The following is a 14,264-nucleotide window of genomic DNA, read 5'->3' as shown; positions in this document are numbered from 1 at the left end:
GTTCCTGTCATCGAGCGATGCCGCGCGCCAGCCCAACGATGCCTATGCCGCTGAGCGCAACCGTCAGCAGCGCCGTTTGAAGCGAGACCAGTTCCGCTATCCAGCCGATAAGCGGCGCACACACGACAAAGGAAAGGTATGTCACTGCCATGATTGCGCCGGTCACTGCGCCGCTGCTGCCAGGAGCATGTCGCGCCGCCTCGCTGAGCGCCGTCGGCACGACGCCGGCGACTCCCAGACCGGCAAGCGCAAAGGCAGCCACCGCAGCCGGAATGGAGTCGGGGATGATCAGCAACAGCCCGGCAATGATCACAAGCGTACCCGATGTGAGCAGCGATGTGCGCGCGCCAAACCGCGCAACAAATGGTGCGTTTGTCAGCCTTCCAACAAACATCGTTCCGTTAAAGAGCGCATATGCAGTACCCCCGACAAATGCCGCTGCGCCAAGGTCGCGCAGGTAGATGACCGACCAGGTGTTGGCGACGCTTTCCCCCACGACGCCAAACATACTCAACACCGCAAACGCAAGCAGCGCGCGTCGGTCGATCAAAAGGCGCAACGCCGCGCCTGCTCCATTGTGGGTGGTGTGCGTGGGTGCAGCAGGCGGATAGCGCACGGGCAATGTTGCCAGCAGGGCGATAGCGCAGAACGCAGCGAGCAGCCAGAGCACATGCGCATAGATCCATCCTGTCTGTAACAGTCCGCCGGCAGCGAACGCGCCTGTCACAGCGCCGCCGCTGAATCCGGCATGCATGAGGTTCATCACTGGGCGCTGCGTTTGTTGTTCCCAATCTAGCGTAGCGCTATTCATTGCCATCTCGACTGCGCCGAACCCCAGACCGCTGAGTGCAAGGGCAATGCTGAAACTCAAGAAGTCACTCGCGGCGGCAAGTCCGAGTGACGAGAGACCAAGCACGATAAGTCCAGTGATAGCGAGGCGTTTTTTGCCGAACCGCACTGTCAGCGGACCACCGAGAACCAGCAATCCCATTGCGATAAGTGGCGGCAGGAGTTGGACCGACCCAAACGCACCTTCACTGATGCGCAAGGTGTGAATAATGTCTGCCCAGAGCACCCCCTGTCCGCCAACCGTCATGCCGAAAAGAACAAAATAGCCCATCAGTAATGCCATTGCTATACCCGGACGCCAGGCAATCGAAGCGGCAGAGAGGCGATTGGCGAGGGTTTTCGGCTCCACGGAGACTCCTGAACGTCACGACTGCGATGCCCGGTTATGATACCACAGGCAACGATGTCGCAACATCTGGCAGCAGGTCAATGCGCCCCGTCCAGACCGGTGCGCCGTGCGGGTTATGATACCACAGGCAACGATGTCGCAACATCTGGCAGCAGGGGCGTCCGTGATGGGTCCAGAGCGCGTCCGGGGAGAGGCGTCCACGCTCAACAATAGAGTTTTTTCGGGAACCAGGGATGGTTGCTGTGTCCCGAAGCCTTTCTCTCCCTACCCCCTGCTCCCTTTCCGGCATCCGGCGCCGCTGGAGAGGGAAAGTTGAGACATTCTGATGCCCAAAAACGGATAATGCACCGCAAGGGCTTGTCGGAAAATCGACACCTGTATAAGGGGCGAATCGGCGGGTCGCCCCAGGGAACAATGGAACGTATCACCGTACAACCAGCGGCAGCATCACCTGGAAGCGCACCGGTACCGTGATCGCATTCGACACACCGCCGCCGGGCGCCGGATTGAAGACCGTGACGCTTCCATCACCTGCGGCGCTGCGTTGCGCTGACGGGAGGGTCGCCTGCACCTGCGTCGCGCTGACGAATGTCGTTGTGAGCGACGTTCCATTCCAGCGCACCACCGAATTCGCAACGAAGTTGTTGCCGGTGACCGTCAGAACGACATCTGTGTCTCCCACCGGTATCAGGTCTGGCGAGACGCTGCCGATCACCGGCGTTGGGTTGCTCGCCTGAATGGTGAATGTCGCGGTGTTGGATGTGCCGCCGCCGGGACCCGGGTTGACGACCGTCACATTCGCCGTGCCCGCTGTGGCGATGTCGCCGGCGGGGATGGTTGCGGTCAGTTGCGTGCTGGAGACGACCGTGGTGGCGCGGTCGTTGCCGTTCCAGCGCACGACCGACCCGTTGACGAAGTTCGTGCCGGTGACGGTGAGGGTGAAGCCGGAACCGCCTGCCGTGGCCGACGACGGACTGATCGCCGTGATCGTCGGCGTCGGGTTGTTGATGGTGAACGTTGCTGCGCCCGATTCGCCGCCGCCGGGAGCAGGGTTGACGACCGTCACGTTCGCCGTGCCCGCTGTGGCGATGTCGCCGGCGGGGATGGTTGCGGTCAGTTGCGTGCTGGAGACGACCGTGGTGGCGCGGTCGTTGCCGTTCCAGCGCACGACCGACCCGTTGACGAAGTTCGTGCCGGTGACGGTGAGGGTGAAGCCGGAACCGCCTGCCGTGGCCGACGACGGACTGATCGCCGTGATCGTCGGCGTCGGGTTGATGATGGTGAACGTTGCTGCGCCCGATTCGCCGCCGCCGGGAGCAGGGTTGACGACCGTCACGTTCGCCGTGCCTGCCGTGGCGATGTCGCTGGCGGGGATGGTCGCGGTCAGTTGGGCGCCGGAGACGAACGTAGTGGTGCGGTCGTTGCCGTTCCAGCGCACGACCGACCCGTTGACGAAGTTCGTGCCGGTGACGGTGAGGGTGAAGCCGGAACTGCCTGCGACGGCGGTGGACGGACTGAGGCTGCTGATCGCTGGCGTCGGGTTGGTGATCGTGAACGTTTCCGTATTCGATGTAACGTTGCCTGGATTGACGACCGTCACGCTCGCCGTGCCTGCCGTGGCGATGTCGCTGGCGGGGATGGTCGCGGTCAGTTGGGTGCTGGAGATATACGTCGTTGCGCGTGGACTACCATTCCAATGCACGACCGAGCGATCCGACCCTGTGCCATCGATAAAGCCGTTGCCGTTGACCGTCAGTGTGAACTCATCGCTGCCAGCGGTTACTGCGTTCGGACTCAGGCTTGTAATTTGTGGTGTGGGTATCTCCGAGCCGCAGATGACGAACGGGAATTCAACAATGTTGCTGGTATTCGTATAGTCACCGCGTGGCGCCCAGGTTCCCGGCTCGCCGCCGGTCAGATCGAGCTGGCGCGCATTGTTGGTAGTGCCGGTGCTGACGGGGGGAACCCAGGGACCGCTGAGGCTCTCATTGCCTGCCATGCCCCACTCGATCCAGTAGGTTCCGGTCAGCAAGGTAGTGACAGTAAAGGGCCAGTTGATCGTCACCGCCATGATCGGTCGGGATGTTTGCGTTGGGTCATTAGCAGGCACGCGATAAACATTTGTCCAGTTATTGTTTGTGATTGTTCCATTCACCGGACCGGCGATCACTGCGCCGCCATCGCCGGGGACGCCATTCCATAGACGCAGGTCGACCACTCCCGTGATGGTCGATGTGGTACCACTGTTGATCTGATAAGCGTAGAGCGTTATCGCAGAAGGACGCCACCCATTGCCGGTCACAGTGAAATCGTCCGCCAGGCGAGCGCGAGCGGGACCGGCGGGGACGGTTTGTGTGCGCGTCGGATCGACCAGGTATCCGAAACCGGTGTCAGTGCCCTGGGGCGAGCTGGTATTGGCGCCGCTCGCGCCGTTGCCGGTTCCTGTAATGAATGAGCCATTAGTGAAGAGCGGCGTGGTGGAGCAGGATGGCTGCACATTGGCGCGCACCGGACGAGGAATGAGACCGATTCCGCCGATCAATCCCACGACAAAACTGACGATGGTCAGCGCGCGGATGAAGAGATTGAAAGAAATGAACCTCATTGCAGTCCCTTCTGTCAATTGTGTGCGCATATGAACCTTATTTCTCCTGTCATCGCGTCTTGCTCACGAGCAGCCGGTGCTGCGCTGGTGGAAAATACCTCGAAGATTGGTCTGTATCCGATGATCTCTATTCCAATCCAAGTGACTTTCCTGTGTCCGTGCTTCGCGCTTAGCGTCATCGTAGCGCTAGCGAATGAATAGTTGATGAACAGATGCCGATGACAGTCACCGAGCGCGGGAGCGGGTCGTAGAAGGGGAAGCGCGGGGAGGTTCCACATTGCGTGTCGAGCAGGTCGAAGGATGTCCCCGACTCGTGAGGTCTGCTCGTAACCCTGCTTCCTGCCATTGGACGTCACCAGAGGAAGGGTTTGCGCCTGCTTCGAGGATGTCATATCGTCTCAAGGGTCTTGGGAGAGGAAACGTGACGGTTGCGGCCAGGTGAGCGGATGAGCGAGGGGCGCGTGAGCAAGGAGACAGTTTTTCTAACCCCTAACCCCTCTTCCACGCATACATACGCCCGCGTTCGATAAACCCCAGGCTCGCGTAGAACTGACGCGCCGGTTGGTCTTCCGGTTCACTTCCATAGAACACGGTCGCCAGGTGCGCGTCGTACCCTTGCAGACGACGCAGCCCTTCGAGCACGAGCGCGCGCGCCAGCCCATGGCGGCGGTGGGCAGCCCGGCAACCGAGCGGTTCAATCTCACCAATGCGGTTGATCGAGTCGAACCACAGGGTGCAGAACGCCGCCACACTTCCATCGTCCGCAACCGCAATCAGGTCGAGATCGGGGCGATAGGTCGGGGCATGGATCGCAGCGCGGTATTTGGCAACACTCATCCGCGACGAGGCAAAGGCGTCGCGGTGCGCTTCGACGCGCGCGTGCACGTCCGCTTCGCCCTGAACGTGGCGGATGGTGTAGCCGGCCGGCGCTTCCGGCTCCGGTACGTGTTCATGCAAATCACGTGTGCTGAGCGACAGGAAGTGGTCTGTGCGCACATATCCGCGCTGCATGAGCAGATTATTGCGGTACGCATCGTGCTCATAACTCCATACAGACACGTGTGGCTTGGGATCGTCAACGTCAAGACGGCTCAGATGCTCAACCCAATCGAGCATCGCCGGTTCGATGGCACGGTACGCTGGATGGACCAGCAGATCGACCTGATGTTCGCTGGGCCAGGTAAACCCCACCAGCGCACCCTGATGGTCGAACCAGAGGCGGATGCGCGTTGCCAGCGCGTGGGTGTCCTCATCGGTGAAGCGCCACCAGTCCAGGTCGCCGACGTGGCAGTAGACGAGCGGACCTTCGAGCGCCTCGATTTCCGCCAGCAACTGGCGCATCCGCGCGTAATCATCTTCACCGGCGTAGAGACGGGATGTGACTGCCATAGGGCGCCGCCATACTTTACCGCAGACCAGCAGCGGCAAGGCGTTCAGTACGTCAGGCTTCGTCGGCAGCATCGGCGCCTGAGCGCTTGTTCGCCGGCGAGAGCAATTCACTCGCCAGCGCAGCCGTTTCGTCGCCGACGGTGCGCACTTCAAGGCGATTGTAGCGTGTTTCAACCTCAACTTCCAGCGCTCCAACCACTGGCGCCGGCGCCACAGTTGCAGCGGTCACGCTACGCTGTTGATCACGCTCGATGATAGTGCTATCGGAAACGAGAAACCGGGAAAGATTGTTGTCGATGATCTCAAAACGCCGTGTAGGGCACAATGACCGCCACATATCGTGGGCTGAGACAGGGCTGAAATTGCCGGCTCATGGCAGCAATCAGCCCGGCGTGAACGTCGGGCCAGATCGCCATTGACTTCAGATACGGGTCCGTGCCCGGAAATGGTGAGTGCATACGCGCCTCCACGAAGGATTGTATCGTGGATAAGGGCGCGCAGGGTGCAGGACACGTTGACCGTCTTGTCATTGGCGTTGGCTTCGACAGGCTCAGCCAACCACTCCACAAGTGTGGGCGTTCGTCCACGTTCAGCTAAGTCCAAGGCGCGGTTAGCGTCCACGACTGCCGTGCAGGTTGTGCATCGTTGCGCCTGCGAACCGGGCGTTCGAATGAACGGTGCGGTCTACACCGTCCCATGTCGCGCCCAGGCTTCCAATCCAGCGCGAATGAGCGCTGTTCCCGATGCGACGCTGATGTCGCTACCGGGACCGGCGCCGTACACCGAAACAACCGCAAACGCGCCAACCTTGCCGGTCGCCATGACCGTGTCGATGGCCGCGCTTACCTCGGACAGCCCCGGTCCGTCTGGTTCGCGGGTGGCGTGGTTCGGCACGAGCGCAGCCTCGAGAATGTCGGAGTCAACGTGCAGGTAGAGCACGTCGCAAGCAGCCGCGAGCGATGCCAGAGGACCGGCGAAATCGTTGACATCGGCGATAGCGGTTTCGGTGGCGCGGATCAACTGCTCTTCGGGCGGGTCGAGGTTACGCGCATCGACCAGCATGATGCGGTCGGTCGGCAATGGCGCCTGCATCCCCGCTAGGTCGCGCCACTGCGGCAGCGCCAGTCCGGCGCACACTGCCACCGGCATACCGCCCAGCATCCCGGAGAGGGTTGTGCGTGGCGTGTTGTAGTCGCCGTGCGCATCGAACCAGACCAACCCGATGCGCGCATTCGGTCCGTGGGAGCGTTGCAGCCCGGCGACGACGCCAACGGCGTGGGTGCAGTCGCCGCCGACGATCAGCGGCGCGCGCCCACGCGCGTGCGCCGCGGCAACATCATCGGCGATAGCGCGACAGATCCAACCCAGGTTCGATGGTTCGTCAATGCGACGCTGTGTTGCCGGCATCCGTGGTTCGCTGATCGTCGTCGGCACACTGGCGGCGTGGTAGACGCCGGAGGCAGCATAAGCGTCGAGCGCGCGCTCGTCGTTTTCGGCAGGTGTGCTGCCGCGATAGCGCACGCCGATGACCTGAAGGGCGGTTAATGGATGGGTTTTCATATCGTCTCTCTCGATGATGACCGTCACCGCCGCCGGGTGACGCACCGGCGGGTTGATCGTCGGGTGTGCGAAATGGGGCAGGGCGACCATATCGGGCAGGACCATGGTCAACGTTGACGTTGTCGTCGTCGGGGTCATCGGGGCAGGTCTCAGACCTGTGGGGGCAGGTCTCAGCCCTGTCCTTTCCGGGACCGGTCTCAGCCCTGTCCTTTCCAGGACCGGTCTCAGCCCTGTCCTTTCCGGGACCGGTCTCAGCCCTGTCCTTTCCGGGACCGGTCTCAGCCCTGTCCTTTCCGGGACCGGTCTCAGCCCTGTCCTTTCCGGGACCGGTCTCAGCCCTGTCCTTTCCGGGGCAGGTCTCAGCCCTTTCCTTTCCGGGGCAGGTCTCAGCCCTGTCCTTTCCGGGACCGGTCTCAGCCCTGTCCTTTCCGGGGCAGGTCTCAGCCCTTTCCTTTCCGGGGCAGGTCTCAGCCCTTTCCTTTCCGGGGCAGGTCTCAGCCCTGTCCTTTCCGGGACCGGTCTCAGCCCTGTCCTTTCCGGGACCGGTCTCAGCCCTGTCCTTTCCGGGACCGGTCTCAGCCCTGTCCTTTCCGGGACAGGTCTCAGACCTGTCCCTACTACAACGGCGGTTTCAAACGCACGCGAATGGTTTTGATTTCGAATGGGCGCACGTTGCACCGCACCGTCCGCCCGTCCACGGTTACCGGTCCGGTCTCGCGCTCCAGGAGATCGACTTCGACCGCCGACTCGACCGGTTGCCCGAATTCGAGGCGCACCTGCCCACGCTGATTGTGCGCTTCGTACATCCGCACAATCAAACCGTCGCCATCATCTGCTGTCTTGATTGTTTCGACGATTACGTGATCGCTGTCAACATGCAGGAACGATCGTCCTTCCGCCGGTATCTCGCCAGCGACCGTCACCGGGCGCAAGGGGGCGTTCAGTTCATACGCGCGCCGGGTGACCTGTGCCTCGCGCCAATCGCCGGCATGTGGCAGCAGGCTGTAGATGAACCGGTGCAGCCCACGGTCTGCCTGTGGATCGGGGATGACTGCCGATTTGAGCAGTGAGATGCCCAGGGTATTGTGGAGCAGGCTATGCCCATATTTTCCGTTATTCAGCAGCGCCACGCCATACCCGCCCTCACTCAAATCGATCCAGCGGTGTGCGCACACCTCGAAGCGCGCCCAGTCCCAACTCGTGTTGCGGTGCGTTGGTCGCTCAACCGCGCCAAACTGGATCTCGCAGGTTGCGCGGGCAGCGTTAAGCCGCAAGGGAAAAAGGACGCGCAACAGATTCTGGCGCTCCTGCCAGTCCACCTCGGTCTCGAAGTCGATCCGACGGTTGTTGTGCCACAGGCTGATGCGCTGGCGGATCGTACTTCTGCCGAAGCGTCGCGCGATCTCTACCGTGGCGCGTAGTGGTCCCTCCTCAATTACCCGCCATTCGCTGATGTTGTGGATAGGATATGGTTTCTCCAGATAGAACGGATCGATATCCCAGGCGTCCCAGAACATCGGGCGGTCTTCGTACAGTACAAGTTGATTGCCGGTGGCGCCTTCGGCGATAATCTCGCGTTCGTACCGGGCATCGTAGAGTGAGCCGATCTCGCCATTTGCGTCGAACTCGATGCGGAACTCATCGGACGCCAGGTAGTCGCGGCGGGTGATGAACTGCGCCGGCGGGGATGGATGTCGCGCGGCGCGAAGCGCGGCATACCCGAATGCGGGGACGGTTGCTTCGACCAGGAGCGTGCGCGTTCCATCGATCTGCTCGACAACCTGCGTCGGACCTTCAATCAGTGGCTGCCGCAGGTCTTCGAGCGGAATTGCAACACACTCCGTCCGATCCCAGGCGAGACCGTTGAACACCGCCAGGTGTGGCGCAGCGCCGTTGCTATGGCTGCCGGTCAGGTCGGTGATGGCGGCATGGCGCACTGTCTCGACCGTATCGCGCACTTCAGCAAACTGCTGCTCGCTTTCGACGTACACCAGCGGCACCGAACTGCCGGGCAGAATGTCGTGGAACTGATTGAGCAGCACCGTGCGCCAGGCAGCGTCGAGGTCCGCCTGGCGGTTGATTGCGCCGTGGGTGACCGCCCACGCATTGAGCCATTCGGCTTCGCGCAGCAGCAGTTCCGCTTGACGATTATTCTGCTTGGTGCGCGCCTGACTCGTGTACGTGCCGCGATGGTACTCCAGGTACAACTCGCCGACCCACACCGGCAACCGTGGATTGTTCCAGACGCGCTGCCGCAGCCGCTGGAAGTATTGCTCAACGCGACCGGGCTGCACTACCGGGAATCCCGGCAAGTCTGCCATCACCCGCGCCAGTTCGAGCATCTCTTCGGTCGGGCCGCCGCCGCCGTCGCCGTGCCCGTAGATGTAGAGCACCTCGTCATTGATGTCTTTCTGGCGGTAGTGATTCCACGTTCCGAAGACTTCGGACGGCAGCATGCTCCCGTTGTAGGTGTAGAACTGCGCTTCGGTCGGGTTGGGTTTTACCGGTGCAGAGGTTGCGGTCACGAAATGCGCCAGCACTTCCGAGCCGTCGATGCCGCGCCAGCGGAACGTGTCATACGGCATACGGTTGAACTGGTTCCAGCTGATCTTCGTCGTCATGAAACAGGAAATGCCCGCCAGTCGCATGATCTGTGGCAACGCCGCCGAATAGCCGAACACATCAGGCAACCAGACGATATGCTCAATCGGACCAAACTCATTCTCAAAGAAGCGGATCCCATGAATGACCTGACGCACCAGTGACTCGCCGCCGGTGACGTTGCAATCCGGTTCGAGCCACATTGCGCCGACCGGCTCGAAGCGCCCTTCCGCCACGCGCTGTCGCAATCGCTCATAGAGTTCCGGGTCATCCTGTTTGAGGAACGCATACGTCTGCGGCTGGCTCATACTGAAGTGATACTCCGGGTAGCGTTCCATCAAGTGCAGCGCGGTTGCAACGGTGTGCGCAATTTTCTGATGCGTGCGCCAGAGGGGCCAGAGCCATGCGACATCCATATGTGCGTGACCCGTCGCCAGAATAATCGGGCGCTGTCCCGGCGCCAGGTTCGCCGTCAACGTTTCGCGCAGGAAGGTCAGCGCCGCGCCTGCCGAGATTTCGAAGCGTTCGCTCTGCCATCCTTCGCGCAGGTCGAGCAGATTGTAAGCGCGGTTAATCCGGTCGAGCAAGGCATGCTTCTCCGGGTCGCTGTCGCGGTAGGTGGGAAGAGCATCGAGAATGGCATACATGACGGCAGCCAGGCGAGCAATGATGTCGCTGCGCAATTGCAGTTCCAATCCGCCGAAGGATCGGCGATAGGGAGTGTAGCAGCGGATCAACAGTTCGTGATCGCCCTCGTGTGCGTGTTCAGGGAGCAGGATGGCCGGGTGTGGCTCATCGATCCCGGCGAGCGTCGTTCCGTCCAGGTAGGCGATGCCTTCAATCCCGGCATGCCCTTCCGCGGACCAGCGCATACGCATCAGCACCTGACGTCCGCGCCATTCTTCAGGGATGCGGATAATGGCGCGCAGCCAGTGGGTATGTCCGCCATCGACCGGCATACCCCACGGCAACGGTTCATCGGGTTTGTCGGGATTGTGTGGGTCGCCGCCCCACCGTTCGCCGACTTTCAATGGACGCCAGGAAGGATCGTCGGGCGGGGGCGGAGGAGACATCGCATGCTCTGAGGGGGCGCCAGGCACAGGGCAGGTGAACACGTCTGTGATCGGGCGCGTGTCGCGGATGATGGCGGCGCGCATCTCCTCCAGACGCGCCTTCAGTTTTTCGACGGTGAAGAAGAGCATGATAACGGCTCCTTTGGCAAGAACGAACGGGGTCTATCATACCACGGGTTGTAGTGACCAGAAGCGCGAGGGTACAGGTGCGAAGGTGGAAGATGCGAAGGTGGAAGGGAAAAGAGGGGAAAGTTGACATTTCACGGGTGGAAGGAGACAGGTAGGGGTGCGCCACCGGCTCGCTCGCAGGCATGAATATATCCGGGCGGACCCTGAGCGCCTGTACGAACTGCTCGGTCGGCTGGACGATTTCCGGCGATTTGTGGAGCAGATACGCGGGTATGTATCATCGATCGGCCTTATGGTTGAGCAGTTCCTTCTGGGAAGGCGCCATGGCGTTAGTCCAGGCGCTCAATAGCGTTCTCGCACTTCCTTCAATCATCGCCTGACCATCGCTACGAATCGAGACATCGACGGTGCGAGCGCATGCGGGATGGTTCGTTGATGACGCCAACCGCGAGCCGTCCGCCGCACACCAGGCGCAAACCGGCTGAGATTCCGGCAATCCGAGCGCTAGATGCGCCCGTGCAATGCATCCTGTCGCGCCACGTCTCATGAAGAGGCGTCCTGCCAATAGACCGACGTCGCCATCAGCAGGCATACACAGTGCGCCGGATCGCTGAGATAACGACGGGTGATCTGCGATCCAGTCCTCTTCTTGTCCGCCGAGGAATACGATCAATATGAGCAACCGGGAATGTCGCGGTCGAGTGCTGGTGTGCCACTACTGAGATGTTGGTCCATCCTCCGCACCGTCTCAATCGTTCGTCCGTTCCCCGCCGAATTGCACGACAACCAGGGTCATGTCATCGTGTTGCACCGTATCGCCCATGAAGGCTATCACTTCGTCGATGATGCGGTCGATGAGGGCGTCGGGCGGCAGACCGGCTTCTTTCGTCAGGAGCGCATCGAGGCGCTCGAAGCCGAACAACTCGCCAGTTGCATTGTGCGCCTCGACCAGCCCATCGGTAAAGAACACGACCGTATCGCCCGGCGCCAGATCGATGGCAAGCGTTTCATACCCGATATTGGACTGAATGCCGAGCGGCAGGGTTGGTCCTGGCGGATAGAGATACTGAATAGCACCGTCGGCATGCACCAGCACCGGCGTCAACTGTCCGGCGTTCGCCACCGCTATGCGCCCCGACGGATCAATCGTCGCATAGCAGAGCGCCACGAAAGTGCCGCGCGGCACATCGTGCGCCACGCTCCGATTCGTTTCGCGCAGCACCAGCGCCGGTTCCTCATGATCGAACGCTTCGGCGCGTCCAACCGACCGCGCCATCGCCATCAGGAGCGCTCCTGCCACACTCTTGCCCGACGCATCGCCGATCATCACCGCAATCGAGCGGCGTTCGCCAAGCGCAAAACAGTCGAAGAAATCGCCGCCGACTTCACGGGCAGGCAGGCAACGCGCCGCCAGCGCGATCCCCTGACGCCGCGGCAGCTCGCGGGGGAACAGGTTCGACTGGATACGGCGCGCGATCTCAAGCTCCTGTTCGCGCCGCGCAATCGACTCAGCATACAGCCGGGCGTTTTCGATAGCAATCGCGGCGTTGTCGGCGAAGACCTGCGCCACCTCGACATCGCGCTGGGTGAAACGCCCCTTTTGGGTTGAGTCGATGTTCAGCACGCCGAGCACCTCACCTTTGACAAGCAATGGGACGCCGATCCACGATTGGATGTTGCTGATCTGCGGTTTGGGCGCCCAGATGTGCGATACGCTGACGTCCTCGATCAAAAGTGGTTGTTTGTGGTGTACAACCCATACAGCAGCGCCGGGTTCATTCAGTGGACGGTCCATTGCGTCCAGTCGGGTGGCGATATGCTCAGGAGCAACGGCAGCGGCGCGCAGCACCCTCCCTTCGCGCAACATAATGGAGGCGCTATCGTAGGGAATGACCTTTTTCAGTTCGCGCAGGATCACGTTCAGCACTTCACCCGAACTGAACGCAGCGCTCAATACACGCGCCACTTCGCGCAGCGTGTCGGCGGTACGCCGCGCCTCCTGCTCGGCGGCGAACAGCATGACATTCTGCACGTGCAACGCCACCTGGCGCGCGACCGCCGCCAGAAACCGCTCATCGCGATCATCGAATGCACAGGGTGAGTATGCCTGCACCGTGAGAACGCCAATCGGTTGCCCCTCGCGCCCGATCAGCGGTACACCGAGCCACGACAGCGCCATGCGATCTGTACCGATAGCGTGCAACCGCAGTTCCGGGTAACGTCCGATCTCGTCGAGCAGGTTATCGAAACGCAACGCGCGTTGGTTGCGCAGCACCCACGCGGTCAACGAGTCCGACGGCGGCGGTTGAAACTGCCAGAAGGAATGCTCTTCGCCATCATCGATCGAGAAGCCGTCGCTGATAACGTCTCGTTCAGCATCGTAGACTGCGACGGAAAAAACGTCGGCGCGCATGAAGCGGGCGAGGGCGCGCGCGATGTGGCGCAGGAGCGCGCGCAGTTCCAGCGTGGTGCTCGCCGCGTGGCTAATGTCGCTCAGCGCCGATAGTTCGGCGACCTGCCGTTCGCGCTCGGCAAGCAACTGCGCAGTCTTGATGCCGATAGCGATCTGATGCCCAACGGTGCGCACAAATTCGATCTCCTGGTCTTGAATGGCGCGCTGGCGCGTATCGACCAGCAGCAAGGAACCCAGCGCCCGATCACCGATCTGAAGCGGAACGGCGATCAACGAGCGGTAGTGCAACCCAAGACGCTGCCAGTGCTCGCTCTGCGCAAGATTATCAATGATCAGCGGGCGACGTTCTTCAATGACGCTGCGCATCAGACTGCTCGCAACCGGGATTCGCGCCAACTGATCCGCATACGCCGGAGGAAACCCATAGGCGGCGGCGAGGGTCAGTTCCGCGCCATCGGAAGAGAGCAATCGCACAGCGCCGCCACTCATGGCAAGATGATCCACCAGGAGCGATAGCGCGCGATCCAGCAACTCGGAGAGTGGGCGCTGGAACGCGAGTTCTTCGGCGAGCGCCGTCAGCATGGTCAGTTCGCGGGTGCGCGCCGCGATACGCTCCGTCAGTTCGTTGCTCAACGTCTGTTGCTGTTCCACCAGTGCCGCATTCTCCAGCGCCACCGCCAGCAGGTTGCCTATCCGCTGCAACAGATCGAGGTGATCCTGATTGTAGATTCCTGGCCGATAACTCTGGATCGACATGACCCCAACCGTCTCATAGCCGAGCAGCAGCGGCGTCCCCATCCAGGATCGTGAATGCTTCTGCTGATTGCCAAATCGTTCCGGCGGCGGTGTCAGCAGCGTGCGCTCGTGCAGCAGGTCGTAAAAGAGCAATGGTTGACGATGCTGCACCAGCATGCCGGTCAGCGGACCATACGGCGTGTGTTCCAGATATTCGACGCTCTCTTCATCAACGAGCAACGCGGCGCGAAATGTTTCCCGATTGCCGGGATCACAGACGGCGAAGTATGCCGCATCGTACCGGAACACAGGCAGGAGCGCCTGATGCATGGCTTCGAAGATGGCGCGCGCGTTGGGTTTCCCCAGGCATGCGATGCTGACGGTGCGAAGCACATTCAATGCCCGCAGGTCGCGCTCTCGATCAATGCGCAGCGCATCGATCTCCCGCTGGAGTTCGGCGATTGGATCGCTCACAGATTGTGTCACGGCGTATATTCCTCAATATTCGCACAAGTTTAATAGTCGCAATGAATTTGTGCAAGCGCGCAGGGTGTTGTCAGT

8 protein-coding genes are annotated in these 14,264 nt (G+C 61.4%); all 8 read right to left on the bottom strand.

From position 1 onward, the window contains the following. Window positions 1-7 precede the first annotated feature (7 nt). Window positions 8-1,198 (bottom strand): MFS transporter, encoded by a 1,191-nt coding sequence (locus tag RCAS_RS14740; protein WP_041330856.1) that lies wholly within the window; start codon window positions 1,196-1,198, stop codon window positions 8-10. A 424-nt stretch (window positions 1,199-1,622) separates the two neighbouring features. Further along, window positions 1,623-3,803, bottom strand: coding sequence for a beta strand repeat-containing protein (locus tag RCAS_RS14735; protein WP_012121348.1), 2,181 nt, complete (start codon window positions 3,801-3,803; stop codon window positions 1,623-1,625). A gap of 489 nt (window positions 3,804-4,292) precedes the next feature. Next, a complete protein-coding gene (locus RCAS_RS14730; protein ID WP_041330855.1) occupies window positions 4,293-5,192 on the bottom strand; it encodes a GNAT family N-acetyltransferase in 900 nt (299 codons plus the stop codon). 52 nt (window positions 5,193-5,244) lie between these two features. Beyond that, complete coding sequence (locus RCAS_RS26240) at window positions 5,245-5,421, bottom strand: DUF4058 family protein (protein ID WP_269632102.1); 177 nt, start codon at window positions 5,419-5,421, stop codon at window positions 5,245-5,247. A 73-nt stretch (window positions 5,422-5,494) separates the two neighbouring features. After that, window positions 5,495-5,650 carry a DUF4058 family protein gene (locus RCAS_RS26235; protein WP_198135939.1) on the bottom strand — a complete coding sequence of 52 codons (156 nt, stop codon included), beginning with the start codon at window positions 5,648-5,650 and terminating at the stop codon, window positions 5,495-5,497. Window positions 5,651-5,876: 226 nt separating this feature from the next. Next, window positions 5,877-6,890 carry an arginase family protein gene (locus RCAS_RS14720; RefSeq protein ID WP_012121346.1) on the bottom strand — a complete coding sequence of 338 codons (1,014 nt, stop codon included), beginning with the start codon at window positions 6,888-6,890 and terminating at the stop codon, window positions 5,877-5,879. A 479-nt stretch (window positions 6,891-7,369) separates the two neighbouring features. Then, the gene (locus tag RCAS_RS14715) at window positions 7,370-10,555 is read right to left on the bottom strand and encodes an alpha-mannosidase (RefSeq protein ID WP_012121345.1); all 3,186 of its coding nucleotides are present in this window, start codon (window positions 10,553-10,555) and stop codon (window positions 7,370-7,372) included. 748 nt (window positions 10,556-11,303) lie between these two features. Beyond that, complete coding sequence (locus tag RCAS_RS14705; RefSeq protein ID WP_012121344.1) at window positions 11,304-14,189, bottom strand: GAF domain-containing protein; 2,886 nt, start codon at window positions 14,187-14,189, stop codon at window positions 11,304-11,306. Window positions 14,190-14,264: the final 75 nt, after the last annotated feature.

The organism is Roseiflexus castenholzii DSM 13941 (assembly GCF_000017805.1).
GTDB classification, from domain to species: Bacteria; Chloroflexota; Chloroflexia; order Chloroflexales; family Roseiflexaceae; genus Roseiflexus; species Roseiflexus castenholzii.
This window is presented reverse-complemented; position numbering and strand designations above follow the sequence as displayed.

Bases quoted from the DNA above. Each gene is read 5' to 3' on its own strand.
- RCAS_RS14735 (WP_012121348.1), bottom strand. From the start codon at position 3,803: ATGAGGTTCATTTCTTTCAATCTCTTCATCCGCGCGCTGACCATCGTC.
- RCAS_RS14730 (WP_041330855.1), bottom strand. From the start codon at position 5,192: ATGGCAGTCACATCCCGTCTCTACGCCGGTGAAGATGATTACGCGCGG.
- RCAS_RS26235 (WP_198135939.1), bottom strand. From the start codon at position 5,650: ATGCACTCACCATTTCCGGGCACGGACCCGTATCTGAAGTCAATGGCG.
- RCAS_RS14720 (WP_012121346.1), bottom strand. From the start codon at position 6,890: ATGACCCCGACGACGACAACGTCAACGTTGACCATGGTCCTGCCCGAT.
- RCAS_RS14715 (WP_012121345.1), bottom strand. From the start codon at position 10,555: ATGCTCTTCTTCACCGTCGAAAAACTGAAGGCGCGTCTGGAGGAGATG.